Consider the following 17242-nt stretch of genomic DNA (forward strand, 5'->3'; position numbering starts at 1 on the left):
CCTGGCAAGTTGATCGCGTTGCGGCGTGCCTGGCGAGCGGGCAAGCTGGTACGACGATGTCGTTCACCCTGTTCGCCGATGCCCGCCTGGCGCTCGCCCGGGACAGCCTCGCCGGTCTCTCCACCGGCGACGCGCTCGGCGCGCAGTACTTCCTGCCGGGGCCGGCGCCAGTGGATCTCGCCGCCGACGCGCTGCCGCCAGCGCCCTGGGAATGGACCGACGACACCGAGATGGCCTGCTCGGTCCTCGCTGAGTTGGCCGACTCCGGCGGCATCGACCGGGACCGGCTGGCCCTCTCCTTCGCCGGGCGATGCACTGAGCGCCGAGGCTACGGCGCTGGCGCGATGCTCATCCTGGGGCTGATCCGCGCCGGCACCCCGTGGCCGCTGGCCGCCGTCTCCGCCTTCGACGGGCAGGGCTCCTGCGGCAACGGCGCGGCGATGCGGGTCGGCCCGCTGGGCGCGTATTTCGCCGACTCGACAGCGCGCGCCGCGGCACAGGCGCGCGCCTCCGCCGAGGTGACGCACGCGCACCCCGAGGGCGTCGCCGGCGCGGTCGCGGTCGCCGTGGCCGCCGCGCTGGCCGCCCGAGCCCGCCTCGACGGGCACCGGCCGTCCCCGGAGCGGCTGCTCGCCGGGATCGCCGCCGCGCTCGACCCGGGCACCGAGGTGCATCGGGGCGTATCCCGGGCTGCCGGGCTGCTCGGCCGGCCGTTGCCCGGGGTGGTGGCGGCGCTCGGCAACGGCTCCCGGGTGACCGCCCAGGACACCGTCGGTTTCACTCTCTGGGTGGCCGCCACGCACCTGGACGACTACCCGGCGGCCATCCAGACGTGCGTACGGGCCGGCGGGGACGTGGACACCACTGCCGCCATCGTCGGCGCCGTGGTGGCGGCGCACACCGGCGTCGGCACCCCGGGCGGGGTGCCCGAGAGGTGGCTGGCCTCCCGCGAGCCGCTACCTACCTGGCTTCCCTGACCCCGGGGGGCTGCCCTGGTCCACCGGGCTGCCCGGCGCGGGCTGCCGTGGGCGGGCTGCCCAGCGCGGGCTGCCTCACGATCAACTCGGCTTTCTGCATATCGGGTCGTCCGGGCGGCGGGGATGCCGCGGTTTCCTGGACGCCGAGTGGATCACCGTGATGCTGCCGGAACAGCCGGCTGCGGTTCGGCGGGCGTCGGGTCGGCGGGCTGCGGGTCGGCGGATCGCGGGTCGGCGGGCGTCGGGTCTGGCGTTGCGGTGCCGGCTGCGCGGCCGGTTATCTCGGCCAGCGTCGCGGCCTCGTCCGGGTCGCCGGTCACCTCGGCGAGCGCGGTGGCCTCGTCAGGGTCGCGTCGGCGCCACCGGCTGACCAGCCAGCCGATCGCCGCGCCGCCGCCCAGCCCGGCCAGCAGGCCGGCGGCCAGCATCCCGTCGGCGCTGCCCTCGTCGGCACCGTCCGCCCGGGCCGGCGGTGCGGCGTCCACACCGTCGTCCGCCGCGGCCGGTGCGCCGGCCGCCGGGCCGGCGTGCCCGCCGTGTGCGGCCGGACCCGCGGCGCCGGGCACCGCCGGCAGCAGGGCGAGCGTCGGAGCCCGGTGCGGGCCGGCGGCGTCCGCCCACCGGACCACAGTGCCATCGGCGTACGTCTGGACGACCTCGAAGGTGAGCCGCTCGGCCTGCGGCATCGGCCCCATGGAGAGCGCCAGCCGAGCCGGCCCGGGATCACTCGCACCGACCCGGACCCAGGTCACCGCGGTCGTCACAGTGCTCACCCCGGAGGAGTGGATACCTGCCATCGGCTTGTCCAGGGTGCGGGAGCTGATCCGGGGCGCCCAGCCGTTCACCGACATGGGGTAGACCTCGGCGATCGGCGCGTCGGCCGGCAGCCGTACCTCGATCTGGTTGGTCTTCGTGCCGGCCCGTTCCTCCGGAACGCTGAACTCCAGCCGTACCGCCTCGCCCTGCCGGGCCTCGCTCGGGGTAGTCGTCACGTCCGCCGCGTACGCCGTGCCAGGCCAGAGCAGCAGCCCAGCGGCGGTCACCGCGGTCGCCGCCACGATCCGCCGCCGACGGCCACCGCCGTACGTGCTCGCCATCTCGTGCCCCCATCCGTGTCGACGCGGCCGGCACCGGTTTCCGGCCACACCTTCTAGTTCGGCTGCGAAGCGCGAAAGGTTCAACGTCGGCGGTAGGGAGGTGCCGTTCCCGGTCGGGGGCGGGGCGACCGATAGCATCGGCAGGAGCCGAGGATCGGCACCGTTTCGTACCACTTGGAGGAGTCACCGTGTCCGCACCCCGTACCCCCGCCGTGGCCGACCCCGTCGTCGTCGCCGCCGGGACCACGGCGGCCGACGCGGTGGCCGCGGCCGGACTGCCCGCGAACGGCCCCAAGGCGATCGTGGTGGTCCGCGACCCGCAGGGCCAGCTGCGCGACCTGGACTGGGCGCCGGCCGAGGAGACCGTCGTCGAGCCGGTCAGCCTGGATTCGCCCGACGGGCTCACCGTGCTGCGCCACTCCACCGCGCACGTCCTCGCCCAGGCCGTACAGGACATCTTCCCCGAGGCCAAGCTGGGCATCGGCCCGCCCATCGAGAACGGCTTCTACTACGACTTCGACGTCGCCAAGCCGTTCCAGCCCGATGACCTCAGCAAGCTCGAGAAGCGCATGCAGGAGATCATCAAGTCCGGGCAGCGGTTCCGCCGCCGCCGTTTCGGCAGCCTGGACGAGGCGCGCTCCGAGCTGGCCGACGAGCCGTTCAAGCTGGAGTTGATCGAGGTCAAGGGTGAGGGCCTGGACACCGACGAGGTGATGGAGGTGGGCGGCGAGCTGACCATCTACGACAACCTCGACGCCAAGGAGGACAAGGTCTGCTGGTCGGACCTGTGCCGGGGTCCGCACCTGCCGACCACCCGCCTGATCGGCGCGTTCAAGCTCATGCGCTCCGCCGCCGCGTACTGGCGGGGGTCGGAGAAGAACCCCCAACTACAGCGGGTGTACGGCACCGCGTGGCCGACCCGTGACGAGCTCAAGGCGTACCTGAAGCTGTTGGAGGAGGCCGCCCGGCGCGACCACCGCAAGCTCGGCGCGGACCTCGACCTGTTCAGCTTCCCCGACGAGATCGGCTCCGGCCTGGCGGTCTTCCACCCCAAGGGCGGCATCATCCGCCGCGAGATGGAGCACTACTCGCGGCGGCGGCACGAGGAGGCGGGGTACGAGTTCGTCAACACCCCGCACATCACCAAGGCGCAGCTGTTCCAGACCTCCGGTCACCTGCCGTACTACGCGGACACCATGTTCCCGCCCATGCAGTTGGAGGGCGCGGACTACTACCTCAAGGCGATGAACTGCCCGATGCACAACCTGATCTTCAGGTCGCGCGGGCGGTCGTACCGGGAGCTGCCGCTGCGGATGTTCGAGTTCGGCACCGTCTACCGGTACGAGAAGTCCGGCGTCGTGCACGGCCTCACCCGGGTCCGTGGCCTGACCCAGGACGACTCGCACATCTACTGCACCCGCGAGCAGATGGCCGGTGAGCTGTCCACGCTGCTCAGCTTCGTGCTCGACCTGCTGCGCGACTACGGCCTGGACGACTTCTACCTGGAGCTGTCGACCCGGGACGACTCACCGAAGTTCATCGGGGCGGACGAGGACTGGGCCGAGGCCACCGAGGCGCTGCGCACTGCCGCCGCGACCTCCGGCCTGGACCTGGTTCCCGACCCGGGCGGCGCGGCGTTCTACGGGCCGAAGATCTCCGTGCAGGCCCGTGACGCCATCGGCCGGACCTGGCAGATGTCCACCATCCAGGTCGACTTCAACCAGCCGGAGCGGTTCGCGTTGGAGTACCAGGCCGCCGACGGCAGTCGCCAGCGGCCCGTGATGATCCACCGTGCGCTGTTCGGGTCGATCGAGCGGTTCTTCGGGGTGCTCACCGAGCACTACGCGGGCGCCTTCCCGGCCTGGCTGGCACCGGTGCAGGTGGTGGGCATCCCGATCCGCGAGGACCACACCGACTACCTGCACGGCTTCGTCGCGGCACTGCGCGCCGAGGGCATCCGCGCCCAGGTGGACGCTGGTGACGACCGGATGCAGAAGAAGATCCGGACGGCGCAGCAGCAGAAGATCCCGTTCATGGTGATCGCCGGTGACGACGACGTGGCCGCCGGCACGGTCTCCTTCCGCTATCGCGACGGCTCCCAGCGCAACGGGGTACCGGTCGCCGAGGCGGTGACCCACGTGCTGGACGTGGTCAGCTCGCGGACCAACATCGGCCCGTCCGCCGCCGCGGAGTAAACGGCACCACCGCGCGCCGCCAGCGCGCCGCCCGCACCCCGCCTGCGGCTCGCCCGTAACCCGCTCGACCGGGCTGGCGCGCGGCTCGCTCGCGGCCCGCGCGGCGCTCGCGCCCTGCATGATCGCGCTCGATCCAGGAAGTAGTGGCCTCCCCGGTGGGGGAAGCCACTACTTCCATGTTCGAGCGCGATCTTCGCCAGGAACGAGGTGGCGCGAGAGCGCGGCGTCCGGAGGCAGCGCCGGGAGCGCTGCGCCGGGAGGTGGCGCGGGAGCGCTGCGCCCGGGAGCGGTGGCGGGTGTCAGATGCCGCAGTTCGGCGCTGACCAGCCTCCGACCGCTGCCACGTGGGTGTGGTCGTTGTGATCGGGGTAGCCGGGGCCGAGGATCTGCCCGAAGCCGTGGTTGCGGGCCTGCTGCGCCAGCCGGCAGAACGACGGGGAGCCGACCAGGTCCACCCCGTCGCCGTACAGGTGCCTGCTGTTTGACGCGCCGCCGACGGCGCTGTTGCAGGCGTAGCTGCGGAAGCTGCTGCTGATCGCGATGCTCACGTCACCGAGGGCGTGGCGCATGGCCTGGAGTTTCCACATCGAGACGAGCGCGTTGAACCGGGCGGTGCTCGCCGAGACCGCGCCGCCGGACCAGTCGCTGTTGCACTTGTTCAGTTCGGGGTAGCTGAAGTTGGCCGGGGTGCAGTCGTCGTCCTGGAGGGCGTAGAGCCGGTTGAACGTCTGTGGGCCGGCGATGCCGTCGGCGGGCAGCCCGTACGCCTGCTGGAAGCGGATCACCGCCGATCGGGTGGCTGGGCCGTACGCGCCGTCGAGGGTGAGCACCGCGCCGTAGCCGGGGTAGCCGGCGACCCGGATCTGGAGTTGCCGGACGTCCTCGCCGGATGCCCCCTGGGACAGGGTGCGTCCCCAGGTGTAGCAGCCGTCCGCCTGGGCCGCGCCGGCGGTGACTGTGACGCCGGCCACTGTGGTGGCGGCGGTCAACGCCAGTGCCGCGAGGAACCTGCCGAGCCGTCGGAACATGAAGCCCTCCATCAATGCATGGAAGTACGTGGATGCATGGAAGTTTCATGCCTGGACTTTGATCCGTCAAGAACTTGCAGTCCCGGGTTTATCGAAGGCGCGTGTCGCGGCCTGCCCGCGGGGCTCCGTAGGATCGGCTCGTGACAGGGGCGGAACGGCACACGGACAGTGACGGCATGGCGGACGGCCTGGAGCGGCTCTGGACGCCGCACCGGATGACCTACATCTCCGGCGAGGACCGCCCGGCCGAGGGCTACGAGAAGCCCACCGGCTGCCCCTTCTGCCGAGGGCCGCAGCTGCCTCCGGAGGAGAGCCTGGTGGTGGCCCGGGGCGAGCACGTCTTCGTGGTGCTCAACCTCTACCCGTACAACCCGGGGCACCTGCTGGTCTGCCCCTACCGGCACGTCGCCGACTACACCGACCTGGACGTGCCGGAGACCACCGAGCTGGCGTCGTACACCCAGACCGCCATGCGGGTGATCCGCAAGGTCAGCAACGCCCACGGCTTCAACCTGGGCATGAACCAGGGCGGGGTGGCCGGCGCCGGCATCGCCGCGCACCTGCACCAGCACGTGGTGCCGCGCTGGGGCGGCGACGCGAACTTCATGCCGGTCATCGGCCGCACCAAGGTCCTGCCGCAGTTGCTCGGCGACACCCGCGACCTGCTCGCCCGCGCCTGGCCGTCCTGACCGCCGCCGGCCGCGCCGCGCCGGCCGCGCGACCCGCGCACCGCTCCGGCTAGGCGGCGCGCAACAGCGGCAGCAGCTCCGACCAGCTCTCCACCCGGCGTACGCGGGGCAGCAGCGCGGCGTGTGCGGCGACCTCGGCCGTTCGGGGCCGGAACAGGAAGCGGTGCGGCACCGAGTCGAGATAGCCGAGCACCTCAAGCTTGTCGTCCACGAAGTGGGTCAGGTCGAGGCGGCTGGCGATCGGCGCCTTGTCCGCCCGGGTGCGGCAGAAGTGCACCCGCTGCACCGGGACGCCGGTGCGCGCCGGAAAATCGTGGTGGGCCAGCCACTGCCTGGTACGCCGCTCGGTGGCCTCCCCGCACTTGGACACCAGGTGCACCTCGTCGAACGCCGGGCCGAGCGCCGCGAGCGCGTCGAACGCCCCGACGACGGCCGGGGTACGCAGGTAGTGCGCGCCGAAGAACGAGGTGTCCGCGTCGTCGTCGGCCGGCTCGATGATCACTCCGCCGATGTCCACTCCGAGCCGTCGCATAGCGTTGATCATGCCGCACCGTTACCGTCTCCGTGCACCCGCGTGTCCGCCAGCGGATCTGCTACGCCCCGGCCCGTCGAAGGTGGCACGATCGGCCGATGGCAGTCACGACGCGGGTGTTGGGGCGCAGCGGCATCGAGGTCAGCGCCCTCGGCATGGGGTGCTGGGCGATCGGCGGGCCCTGGGCGCAGGGCACTCAACCGCTGGGCTGGGGCGCTGTCGACGACGACGAGTCGGTGCGGGCGGTACGCCGGGCACTCGATCTGGGGATCACCCTCTTCGACACCGCCGACACGTACGGGGCCGGGCACGGTGAGCGGGTGCTCGGTCGGGCGCTCGCCGGCCGCCGCGACGACGCCGTGATCGCCACCAAGTGGGGTTACACCTTCGACGAGGCGAGCCGGCAGGCCACCGGCGAGGACGCGTCGCCCGGGTACCTGCGCAGTGCCGTGACCGCCTCCCTGCGCCGGTTGAACACCGACCGGATCGACCTCTATCAGCTGCACCTGGCCGACCTGTCGGTGCCGAGGGCGCAGGCGCTGATCGGGACCGCCGAGGACCTGGTGGCCGAGGGCCTGATCCGCGCGTACGGGTGGAGCACCGACCGCACCGACCGGGCTGCCGCGTTCGGGCACGCCGCCGCCGGTGCCACCGCCGTGCAGCACGCCCTGTCGGTGCTGCGCGACGCCCCCGAGCTGCTCGCCGTCTGCGACAAGTACGACCTGGCCAGCGTCAACCGGGGTCCACTCGGGATGGGGCTGCTCACCGGCAAGTACACGGCCGGGTCGACGTTGCCCCGCGACGACGTACGCGGGCTGGCCCCGGGCTGGTTGGAGTGGTTCCGGGGTGGCCGGCCGGCACCGGAGTGGCTGCGTCGGGTCGGCGCGGTCCGTGCCGCGCTCACCGCCGACGGGCGCACCCTCGCCCAGGGCGCGTTGGGCTGGATCTGGGCGCGCAGCGGTCGCGCCATCCCGATCCCGGGCTGTCGTACGGTCGCCCAGGTCGAGGAGAACGCCGCCGCGCTGCACCGGGGCCCGCTGCCGGCGGACCAGTTCGTCGAGGTGGAACGCCAGCTCGCCGCCGTCCGCACCGCAGCCCTGCGCGACGCCGACCGCCCCCACTGGCCCCGCCCCACCCACCCCACAGTCCATCCATAGCCCCCCGCCCTTCCCGGGTCGATCATGGAGTTGTGGTGCCCCGCAAAAACGGGCATAGATCGGCATTCCGCCCACCACAACTCCATGATCGACCCCGGAGGGCGGCCCATTCCTCGCCGATCTTGCACTTTCTGCGGGGACTTATGCCGTGAGAGCGACATAAGGACAACAGAAAGTGCAAGATCGCCGGGGTGGGGCGGGGTGGGGCGGGGTGGGGCGGGGCGGGGCGGGGCGGGGCGGGGTTGGGTTGGGTTGGGGGTTAGGGGAGTTGTTGCTTGCGGGTCTGGTCGGCCAGGTGGGCGGGCATGGGGTCGTGGCGGACGAAGTGACGGCGGAAGGTGCCGGTGCCGGCCGTCATGGAGCGCAGCTCGACGGCGTACCGAAGCAGCTCGGTGGCCGGCACTTCGGCGCGGACGAGGGTGCGGCCCTCGGTGTCCTGGTCCGGTTCGGTGCCGAGCACCCGGCCGCGTCGGCCGGACAGGTCGCCCAGCACGGTGCCCACCGAGCCGTCCGGAACCCTGATGGTGACCTCGTCGATCGGCTCCAGCAGGGCCGGCTGGCCACGCTCGGCGGCGTCGCGCAGCGCCAGCGCGCCGGCGGTCTGGAAGGCCGCGTCGGAGGAGTCGACGCTGTGCGACTTGCCGTCGACCAGGGTCACCCGCAGGTCCACCACGGGGTGCCCGGCGACCAGCCCGCGCTCCAGTTGGGCGCGGACGCCCTTCTCCACGGACGGGATGTAGTTGTGCGGCACCGCACCGCCGACCACCCGGTCGACGAACTCGAAGCCACTGCCGCGGGGTAGCGGCTCGACCTCGATGTCGCAGACCGCGTACTGGCCGTGGCCGCCGGATTGCTTGACGTGGCGGCCGTGCCCCTTGGCGGGCACTGTCAGGGTCTCGCGCAGCGACACCTTGACCGGCTCGGTGTCCAGCTCGACACCGCCGGCGCGCAGCCGGTCGAGCACCACGTCCGCGTGTGCCTCGCCCATGCACCAGAGCACCAGTTGGTGGGTCTCCTGGTTGCGGTCCGGCCGCAGCGTGGGGTCGCCGGCGACCAGACGGGCGAGGTTGCGGGCCAGGGCATCCTCGTCGGCGCGGCTACGGGCGGCGATCGCCACCGGCAGCAGCGGCTCCGGCATCTCCCAGGGGGCGATCAGCAGCGGGTCGTCAGTGGTCGAGATGGTGTCGCCGGTCTCGGCGCTGCCCGACTTGGTGATCGCGCAGATGTCACCGGCGACGCAGAGCGACACCTCACGCAGTGTGGCGCCCAGCGGGGTGTAGATGTGCCCGACCCGCTCGTCGGCATCGTGGTCGGGGTGCCCGCGTTCGGCCATGCCGTGCCCGCAGATGTGCACCGTCTGGTCGGGGCGCAGCGTGCCGGAGAAGACCCGGACCAGCGAGACCCGACCGACGTGGCGGTCGACTGTGGTCTTGACGACCTCGGCGACCAGCGGCCCGGCCGGGTCGCAGCTCAGCGGCTGACGCGGCGAGCCGTCCACGCCGGTCACCGCCGGCAGCTCGTGTTCCAGCGGCGACGGGAACGCGGCGGTCAGCACCTCCAGCAGCACATCCAGCCCGACACCGGTCTGGGCGCAGACCGGCACCACCGGGTAGAAGTGTCCCCGGGCGACTGCCTTCTCCAGGTCGTCGATGAGCACCTCGGTGCTGATCTCCTCACCGTCGAGGTAGCGGTCCATGAGGGTCTCGTCCTCGCTCTCGGCGATGATCCCCTCGATCAGCTCGTCGCGGGACTCGTCGATGGCCCGCTGGTGCTCCGGGTCCGGGTCGCGGACGTCGGCGGGGAGCCCGGCGCTGTAGTCGAAGACCCGACGGGTGATCAGGCCGAGCAGCCCCTCGGTGGAGACCCCGTCGTCGCCGAGCATCGGCAGGTAGAGGGGCATCACGTTGTCACCGAAGAGGCGCTGGCAGAGCGCCACCGTCTCGTCGACGTCGGCGCGGGGTTGGTCCAGTCGGGCCACCGCGACAGCGCGGGGCATGTCGACAGCGGCGCACTCCTCCCACAGCGCGACGGTGGCCGCGTCCATGCCGCCCGCCGCGGAGACCACGAAGAGCGCGGCGTCGGCGGCTCGCAGCCCGGCGCGCAGCTCGCCGATGAAGTCGGCGTACCCGGGGGTGTCCAGCAGGTTGACCTTGATGCCGTTGTGCAGCAGCGGCGCGCAGGACAGGCTGACCGAGCGCTGCTGGCGTACGGCGGCGGGGTCGTGGTCGCCGACGGTGGTGCCGTCGACGACGGTGCCGGCGCGGCCGATCGTGCCGGTCGCCGCGAGCAGGGCCTCGACCAGTGTGGTCTTGCCCGCCCCGGAATGCCCGACGAGCACCACGTTGCGAACCCGCTCGGGCTCGGTCACCACTGGCGTGCCGCCGGTGGAACCTTTGTCGTGACTCTTCTGCGCCATGGGGCGCACCTCCCTCAGCCGGTGGTGGTGGCGACCGCCGCGCGACGGGTAGCGGCCCGGGGCGAGTGCGCGGCGATATCCTCCGGTGGTCTGCTGCACAGCGGGAACGGGACGGGTGGACGGGTGAGCTGGCTCACCTTCCGACCCGATCTCACACCCGTTGCCGGGTAGGCACAAGCCTCCCCCGGGCGGGTCGGCGGTACCGTCCGTATCGCCGGAGCTGGGCGGACCGTTATCGTGGGGACCGCCATGGCGAAGATCTTCCAAGTGTCGGCCCGCGCGGGGATGACCCGCGTCGTCGAGCCGATTGCCCGCGCCCTGCTGCGCGCGGGCGTCACCCCCAATGCCGTCACCGTCGCGGGCACCGTTGGTGTGCTCGTCGGCGCGCTCGGCTTCGGTGCCCGCGGCCACCTGGTCGCGGGCGCGTTGATCGTCACCCTGTTCGCGCTCACCGACCTGCTCGACGGGACGATGGCCCGGATGAGCGGCGGCTCCACCAGGTTCGGCGCGTTCCTCGACTCAAGCATGGACCGGGTAGCCGACAGCGCCGTCTTCGGCGCTGTGGCGTACTGGCTGGCCACGCAGGGCGACCACTCCGGGGTGGCCGCCGCGTTGGTCTGCCTGGCCGTCGGTGGCCTCGTCTCCTACGTCAAGGCCCGCGCCGAAGGGCTCGGCATGACCTGCAACGTGGGCATCGCCGAGCGCACCGAACGACTGCTGATCGTCGGGGTCGGCGGCATCCTCACCGGCCTGAACGTGAAGCCGGCCCTGGAGATCGCGCTCTGGCTGCTCGCCGCCGTGTCGATCTTCACGGTGGGGCAGCGGATGGCGCACGTCTACCGCCAGGCCCAGCAGCTCCAGCCGGACGGCCAGGCATGAGTGCCGTGCCGGTGCCCCGGCGTCCGACGACCGGCGGCCGAGTCGCGTGAACCTCACCGAGCTGGGCTACATCGCCGGGTGGCGGGTGGTCCGCGCGCTACCCCGGCCGGTGGTGGCGGCGGCGTTCCAGGCGGGCGCGGACCGCGCCCATCGCCGCCCCAACCGGGGTACGGCCCGACTGCGCGCGAACCTGCGCCGGGTGGTCGGCCCGGAGCTGCCCGACGCCGAGCTGGACGACCTCGTCAAGCGCGGGTTGCGCTCGTACGCCAGGTACTGGATGGAGGCGTTCCGGCTGCCCGGGTTGAGCCGGTCGCAGATCCTGTCCACTTTCCGGCTCGACGGCGCCGAGCTGCTCGCCGCCGACGTGGCCGCCGGCCGGGGCGCGGTGGTGGCGCTGCCGCACGCCGGCAACTGGGACGCCGCGGGCGCCTGGGTGGCGGCCACCGGTTGGCCGATCACCACTGTCATGGAACGGCTCAAACCGGAGGGCGTGTACCGGCGTTTCATGGCCTTCCGCGCTGAGCTGGGCATGGAGATCCTGCCGACCCACGGTGGGCCGCGTCCGGCGTTCGACGTGCTGCTGGACCGGCTGCGGGCCGGCGCGGTGGTGCCGTTGCTGGCCGACCGTGATCTCTCCGCCCGGGGGGTGGAGGTGGACTTCTTCGGCGCGAAGACCCGGATGCCCGCCGGGCCGGCGCTGCTCGCGTTGCACACCGGCGCGCCGCTCTACGTGGCCTCGATGTGGTACGAACCGGACGCCGCCTGTGCGTCGCTGGCTGGCCCGCTGCCGGTGCCCGGCCCCGAGGCGGGGCCACTGGACCAGCGGGTCCGGTCGCTGACCCAGCTGATCGCCGACCGTCTGGCCGCGGGTATCGCCCGGCATCCGGAAGACTGGCACATGTTGCAGCGGATGTGGCTGGACCAGGCGAGGTCGGGGGCGGGCGCGGCGCTGCCCTCGTCGGCCTCCGGCCCGGCCTGAGGAGGTGGGCTGACAGATGCGGATCGGCATCGTGTGCCCGTACTCCTTCGACGTGCCCGGCGGGGTGCAGAACCACGTCATGGACCTCGCCGAGGCGCTGATCGCGCTGGGCCACGAGGTGAGCGTGCTCGCGCCGGCAGACGAGGATTCGCCGCTGCCGGAGTACGTGGTGTCCGCCGGGCGGGCAGTTCCGCTGCCGTACAACGGTTCGGTGGCCCGGATCGCGTTCGGCCCGGTGTCGACCGCCCGGGTACGACGGTGGATCACCAACGGTGACTTCGACGTGCTGCACGTGCACGAGCCGCTCACGCTGAGCCTGTCGCTGCTGGCCGTGCTCTCCGCCCGTGGCCCGGTGGTGGCCACGTTCCACACCGCGATGACCCGTTCGCGGGTCCTCGCCGCCGCGCAGGGTGTGCTCCAGATCGTGTTGGAGCGGATCACGGCCCGGATCGCGGTGAGCGCGCTGGCCCGCAAGGTGCAGGTCGAGCACATGGATGGCGGGGCGGTGGAGATCCCCAACGGGGTGGCGGTGGCCAAGTTCGCCGACGCCGAGCCGTTGCCGGGCTGGCCGGGGGAGTGCGCGGCCGGCACCGGCGGCACGCTCGGCTTCCTGGGCCGGTTCACCGAGGCGCGCAAGGGCTTCCCGGTGCTGCGCGACGCGTTCGTGGCGTTGGCCGCCACCCGGCCCGGTCTGCGGTTGCTCGTCGCCGGCCCGGGTGACCCCGACGACCTGTACGACCAGTTCCCGGCCGAACTGCACGAGCGGATCACGTTCCTCGGCCTGGTCAGCGAAGCGGACAAGGCGCGCATGCTGCGCAGTGTGCACCTCTACGTCGCACCGAACACCGGCGGTGAGTCGTTCGGCATGATCCTCACCGAGGCCCTCGCCGCGGGCACGACTGTCGTCGCCAGTGATCTGGACGCGTTCCGGCGGGTGCTCGACGGTGGGCGTGCCGGTCGGCTCTTCCCCACCGGCGACCCGGTGGGGCTGCGTGCCGTGCTGGCCGAGCTGCTGGACGACCCGGCCGGGCGGGCCACGCTCAGTGCCTGCGGCGATCAGGTGGTCGCGAATTTCGACTGGCCGGTGGTTGCCCGCCGCGTTCTGGAGGTATACGCAGCGGCGATCGAGGCAACCGACGGGCGGGTCATCGACCAGGAATGGGTGGGGCTGGGCTGAGCCGGTGTGACGGATGGTGCGGTGGTGACCGGCGGGACCGGTCCGGCCGCGCCCAATCGGACGAAACGGAGCAGCACTACGATGCCGCACATGTGGTGGGTGGTGGCCGCGAGCGTGGTCGTGGGGCTGGTCGCGGCGTACCTCATCTGGACCGCCGGCCGGGTCGAGCGACTACAGGGCCGCGCGGAGCTGGCGGCCCGGGCCCTCGACGCCCACCTGCTGCGCCGCGCGGCGGCGGCCGCGGTCCTGGCTGAGCGGCGCTTCGGCGTCGAGCTGTACGCGGCGGCCCGGATCGCCCTGGACGCCAGCCCGGACGAGCGGGAGGCCGCGGAGAACGACCTCACCCGGCAGTTGCGCGGCGTCCAGTTGGACTCGGGCGACCCGGACTGCGCGGCGGTCATCGCCGCGAGTCGTCGGCTCGCGTTGTCCCGGCAGGTGCACACCGACCTGGTCCGCGACGCCCGCTCGGCGCGCAGCCGGCCGCTGGTGCGCCTGTTGCGCATGGGGCGGGGCCGGGAGTGGCCGCGCTACTTCGACATCGACGACCCGACCCTCGTCGTGCCGGCGGACGTCCCCGCCGCCTGACCTCCGAGGATCGCCGCCTGCTCCCGGACCGGTCCGGGCGGGCTGGTGACCACTGCCACAGTGCAGGCCACCGGGGGTCTGATTGGCTGTCGGCGCGGTGTTGAACCGCGCGTAGCATTTTCGCTGCCACCCCCAGAGCTTGTCCAAGGAGCGATGACCCGTGCCCGAAAACACCGCGTCGAACACCGGTACCGCCCCCGTCGTCGGCACCGCCCGCGTGAAGCGTGGCATGGCCGAGATGCTCAAGGGCGGCGTGATCATGGATGTCGTCAACGCCGAGCAGGCCAAGATCGCTGAGGACGCCGGCGCCGTCGCGGTGATGGCCCTGGAGCGGGTGCCCGCCGACATCCGCGCGCAGGGCGGAGTGTCCCGGATGAGCGACCCCGACATGATCGACGGGATCATCGAGGCGGTCTCCATCCCGGTGATGGCCAAGGCCCGCATCGGCCACTTCGTCGAGGCGCAGATCCTCCAGTCGCTCGGCGTGGACTACGTCGACGAGTCCGAGGTGCTGACCCCTGCCGACTACGCGAACCACATCGACAAGTGGGCGTTCACAGTGCCCTTCGTCTGTGGCGCGACCAACCTGGGCGAGGCGCTGCGCCGGATCACCGAGGGCGCGGCGATGATCCGCTCCAAGGGCGAGGCGGGCACCGGTGACGTCTCCAACGCCACCACCCACATGCGCAGGATCCGTCAGGAGATCCGTCGGCTGGCCTCGCTGCCGACGGACGAGCTGTACGTCGCGGCCAAGGAGTTGCAGGCCCCGTACGAGCTGGTCAAGGAGGTCGCCGAGAGCGGCAAGCTGCCGGTGGTGCTGTTCACCGCGGGCGGGATCGCCACGCCGGCCGACGCGGCGATGATGATGCAGCTCGGCGCGGAGGGCGTCTTCGTCGGTTCGGGCATCTTCAAGGCGGGCAACCCGGCTCAGCGGGCCGCCGCGATCGTCAAGGCGACCACCTTCCACGACGACCCGGACGTGCTGGCCAAGGTGTCCCGGGGCCTCGGCGAGGCGATGGTCGGCATCAACGTCGACGAGATCCCGCAGCCGCACCGCCTGGCCGAGCGCGGTTGGTGAGCGTTCTTTCCGGACGCCGGACGCCGGACGCGGAGGGGAACGGTGCGACAATGACGGCACCCGTGATCGGTGTGCTCGCGCTCCAGGGCGACGTCCGCGAGCACGTGGCCGCGCTGGCCGCGGCGGGCGCGGACGCCCGCCCGGTCCGCCGTCCGGCGGAGCTGGACGCGGTGGACGGCCTGGTCATCCCCGGCGGCGAGTCCACCACGATGAGCAAGCTCGCCGACATCTTCGAGATGCGCGAGCCGATCGACAAGCGGATCGCCGACGGCATGCCGGTGTACGGCTCCTGCGCCGGGATGATCATGTTGGCGACCGAGGTGCTCGACGGTCGACCCGATCAGCGGGGTTTCGCCGGCATCGACATGACCGTCCGGCGCAACGCCTTCGGCCGGCAGGTCGACTCGTTCGAGGCCCCGGTGACCGTCGTCGGGGTGCCGGGCGAGCCGTTCCACGCGGTGTTCATCCGCGCGCCGTGGGTCGAGCGGGTCGGTGCCGGCGTCGAGGTCATCGGGGTGGTGTCCGACGGCCCGGCCGCCGACCGGATCGTGGCGGTGCGACAGGGCAACCTGGTGGCCACCTCGTTCCACCCGGAGCTCACCGGCGACGTGCGGGTGCACGCGTACTTCGTGGACCTGGTCCGCGCCGTCCGCTGAACGGTGGCCGACCGCGCCGGGCTGTCCATGATGCTCGCCGCGGTGGTGGCTTCGTCCGGGGTTTTTCGTCCCGTCTGCCCTGGTCCGTCGGGGCCGGGCGGTAGTGCCGTGTGCGGTGCATGACAGGGACCGGGGGGACGTCGGTAGGATTGCGGAGATTCGGCAGGGCCATCTGCCCGCCACGGCTTCCACCAGAGCTGACCGGCACCTCCGCGTGCGCCGGCGGGAGCGGGGCGTGAGCGGTGCGGTCGATGCAGACGGCGGGTAGCAACGGAGGTAGAAGATGTCCGGCCACTCAAAGTGGGCGACGACCAAGCACAAGAAGGCCGTCATCGACGCCAAGCGCGGCAAGATGTTCGCCAAGCTGATCAAGAACGTCGAGGTGGCCGCGCGGACCGGCGGCGGTGACCCCTCCGGTAACCCGACGCTCTTCGACGCCATCCAGAAGGCGAAGAAGAGTTCGGTGCCGAACGACAACATCGATCGCGCCGTCAAGCGCGGCTCCGGCCTGGAGGCCGGCGGCGCCGACTGGCAGACGATCATGTATGAGGGGTACGGCCCGAGCGGCGTCGCCATGCTCATCGAGTGCCTCACCGACAACCGCAACCGCGCGGCGACCGAGGTACGGACCGCGCTGACCCGCAACGGCGGCTCGCTCGCCGACGCCGGCTCGGTGTCGTACATGTTCTCCCGCAAGGGCGTGGTGATCGTCCCCAAGGAGGGCACCAGCGAGGACGACGTGATGCTGGCCGTCCTGGACGCCGGCGCCGAAGAGGTCAACGACATCGGCGAGGCGTACGAGGTGGTCTCCGAGCCGACCGACCTGATCCCGGTGCGCACGGCGTTGCAGGACGCCGGCATCGAGTACGAGTCGGCCGAGTCCTCCCTGATCCCCAGCGTCAACGTGCCGCTGGACGAAGAGGGCGCGCGCAAGATCTTCAAACTGATCGACGTCCTTGAGGACTGCGACGACGTCCAGAACGTCTACGCCAACTTCGACGTCAGCGACGACGTGATGGCGGCGGTCGACGCCTGACCCGCACCGCCCCCGCCCCACCCCGCCGCGATCTTGCACTTTCTGACCCGACAGACCGGGTCATCGCACTGCATGTCGTCATCAGAAAGTGCACGATCGCGGCCGGGGGGCGGGGCTGTGGCGGTGAGTGAGGAGGGGCTGGGTGGCGGAGCGGTTTGCGGCTGGGGACACCGTGGTGCGGCGTGAGGTGCTGCGGGGTGAGGTCTGGTTCGGCTGCCCGACGATCTGCGTCGAGGATTCGCCCGACCTGCTCGCCCTCTACCTCCCACCGGGGGCCGAGTTCGGCTTCCCGGACACGGGCGTCTTCCCCTGCGGGCGGCACCCGTGGGAAGTCAACGGGCACCGCTCCTGGTCCGGGCACGGCAAGCTGATGCTGCAACGCCCCGGTGAGGCGCACTCGATCGACGTGTTCTGGACCGGGCCGGGGCGCGACTTCGCCGGCTGGTACTTCAACCTCCAGGACCCGGTGCGGCGTACCCCGATCGGGGTGGACACCCTGGACCACGAGCTGGACCTGTGGTGGGCCGCGGACGCCGACCGCTACGTCTGGAAGGACGTGGAGATGTTCGCCCAGCGCCTCGTCGAGGGGCGCTACCCGGGCATGGCGGACGCCATCCAGGCCGAGGGTGACCGGATCGCCGCCCTGCTCGATGGCGGTGAGCGCTGGTGGGACCCGTCGTGGGCCACCTGGCAGCCCGACCCCGACTGGACGGCGCCCGCGCTGCCCGCCGGCTGGGATCAGGTGCCACCCGCGCGCTGAG

General features: G+C 72.2%; 16 protein-coding genes. 12 read left to right on the plus strand and 4 right to left on the minus strand.

Annotated features, from left to right (window positions below; all coding sequences use genetic code 11):
- Positions 1–56 precede the first annotated feature (56 nt).
- Entirely contained in the window at positions 57–977 is a 921-nt protein-coding gene (locus tag AB0B94_RS28815; protein WP_357287413.1) for an ADP-ribosylglycohydrolase family protein, read from the plus strand.
- 152 nt (positions 978–1129) lie between these two features.
- Here the strand turns inward: AB0B94_RS28815 and AB0B94_RS28820 are convergent, their stop codons facing one another.
- Entirely contained in the window at positions 1130–2074 is a 945-nt protein-coding gene (locus AB0B94_RS28820) for a DUF1775 domain-containing protein (RefSeq protein WP_357287416.1), read from the minus strand.
- 188 nt (positions 2075–2262) lie between these two features.
- Here AB0B94_RS28820 and thrS point away from each other — a divergent pair, with 188 nt between their 5' ends.
- Positions 2263–4269, plus strand: coding sequence for a threonine--tRNA ligase (gene thrS / locus AB0B94_RS28825; protein ID WP_357287419.1), 2007 nt, complete (start codon positions 2263–2265; stop codon positions 4267–4269).
- A 299-nt stretch (positions 4270–4568) separates the two neighbouring features.
- Here the strand turns inward: thrS and AB0B94_RS28830 are convergent, their stop codons facing one another.
- Positions 4569–5297, minus strand: a complete 729-nt coding sequence (locus tag AB0B94_RS28830) for a D-Ala-D-Ala carboxypeptidase family metallohydrolase (protein ID WP_357287423.1) — start codon at positions 5295–5297, stop codon at positions 4569–4571.
- 176 nt (positions 5298–5473) lie between these two features.
- Here AB0B94_RS28830 and AB0B94_RS28835 point away from each other — a divergent pair, with 176 nt between their 5' ends.
- On the plus strand, positions 5474–5986 hold the full coding sequence (locus AB0B94_RS28835; RefSeq protein ID WP_181518504.1) for an HIT domain-containing protein: 513 nt from the start codon (positions 5474–5476) through the stop codon (positions 5984–5986).
- 49 nt (positions 5987–6035) lie between these two features.
- Here the strand turns inward: AB0B94_RS28835 and AB0B94_RS28840 are convergent, their stop codons facing one another.
- Positions 6036–6518 carry a hypothetical protein gene (locus tag AB0B94_RS28840; RefSeq protein WP_357287426.1) on the minus strand — a complete coding sequence of 161 codons (483 nt, stop codon included), beginning with the start codon at positions 6516–6518 and terminating at the stop codon, positions 6036–6038.
- Positions 6519–6616: 98 nt separating this feature from the next.
- Here AB0B94_RS28840 and AB0B94_RS28845 point away from each other — a divergent pair, with 98 nt between their 5' ends.
- Entirely contained in the window at positions 6617–7675 is a 1059-nt protein-coding gene (locus AB0B94_RS28845; protein ID WP_357287430.1) for an aldo/keto reductase, read from the plus strand.
- Positions 7676–7934: 259 nt separating this feature from the next.
- Here AB0B94_RS28845 and AB0B94_RS28850 read toward each other — a convergent pair whose 3' ends face one another.
- Positions 7935–10091, minus strand: a complete 2157-nt coding sequence (locus AB0B94_RS28850; RefSeq protein ID WP_357287433.1) for an elongation factor G-like protein EF-G2 — start codon at positions 10089–10091, stop codon at positions 7935–7937.
- Positions 10092–10340: 249 nt separating this feature from the next.
- On the opposite strand from AB0B94_RS28850, the gene pgsA reads away from it, so the two are divergent.
- The 8 genes from pgsA (at position 10341) to AB0B94_RS28890 (ending at position 17241) form a co-directional block, all read left to right on the plus strand.
- Entirely contained in the window at positions 10341–10970 is a 630-nt protein-coding gene (gene pgsA / locus AB0B94_RS28855) for a phosphatidylinositol phosphate synthase (protein ID WP_357287436.1), read from the plus strand.
- A 46-nt stretch (positions 10971–11016) separates the two neighbouring features.
- Complete coding sequence (locus AB0B94_RS28860) at positions 11017–11949, plus strand: phosphatidylinositol mannoside acyltransferase (protein ID WP_357287439.1); 933 nt, start codon at positions 11017–11019, stop codon at positions 11947–11949.
- 16 nt (positions 11950–11965) lie between these two features.
- The gene (locus AB0B94_RS28865; RefSeq protein ID WP_238670801.1) at positions 11966–13126 is read left to right on the plus strand and encodes a glycosyltransferase family 4 protein; all 1161 of its coding nucleotides are present in this window, start codon (positions 11966–11968) and stop codon (positions 13124–13126) included.
- 81 nt (positions 13127–13207) lie between these two features.
- The gene (locus AB0B94_RS28870; protein WP_357287444.1) at positions 13208–13711 is read left to right on the plus strand and encodes a hypothetical protein; all 504 of its coding nucleotides are present in this window, start codon (positions 13208–13210) and stop codon (positions 13709–13711) included.
- Positions 13712–13871: 160 nt separating this feature from the next.
- Positions 13872–14789 carry a pyridoxal 5'-phosphate synthase lyase subunit PdxS gene (gene pdxS / locus AB0B94_RS28875; RefSeq protein ID WP_357287447.1) on the plus strand — a complete coding sequence of 306 codons (918 nt, stop codon included), beginning with the start codon at positions 13872–13874 and terminating at the stop codon, positions 14787–14789.
- Positions 14790–14839: 50 nt separating this feature from the next.
- On the plus strand, positions 14840–15445 hold the full coding sequence (gene pdxT / locus AB0B94_RS28880) for a pyridoxal 5'-phosphate synthase glutaminase subunit PdxT (protein ID WP_357287450.1): 606 nt from the start codon (positions 14840–14842) through the stop codon (positions 15443–15445).
- A gap of 283 nt (positions 15446–15728) precedes the next feature.
- Entirely contained in the window at positions 15729–16481 is a 753-nt protein-coding gene (locus tag AB0B94_RS28885) for a YebC/PmpR family DNA-binding transcriptional regulator (RefSeq protein ID WP_124771632.1), read from the plus strand.
- 142 nt (positions 16482–16623) lie between these two features.
- Entirely contained in the window at positions 16624–17241 is a 618-nt protein-coding gene (locus AB0B94_RS28890) for a DUF402 domain-containing protein (RefSeq protein ID WP_357287455.1), read from the plus strand.
- Position 17242 lies beyond the last annotated feature (1 nt).

The organism is Micromonospora sp. NPDC048986 (assembly GCF_040649335.1).
GTDB classification, from domain to species: Bacteria; Actinomycetota; Actinomycetes; order Mycobacteriales; family Micromonosporaceae; genus Micromonospora; species Micromonospora alfalfae.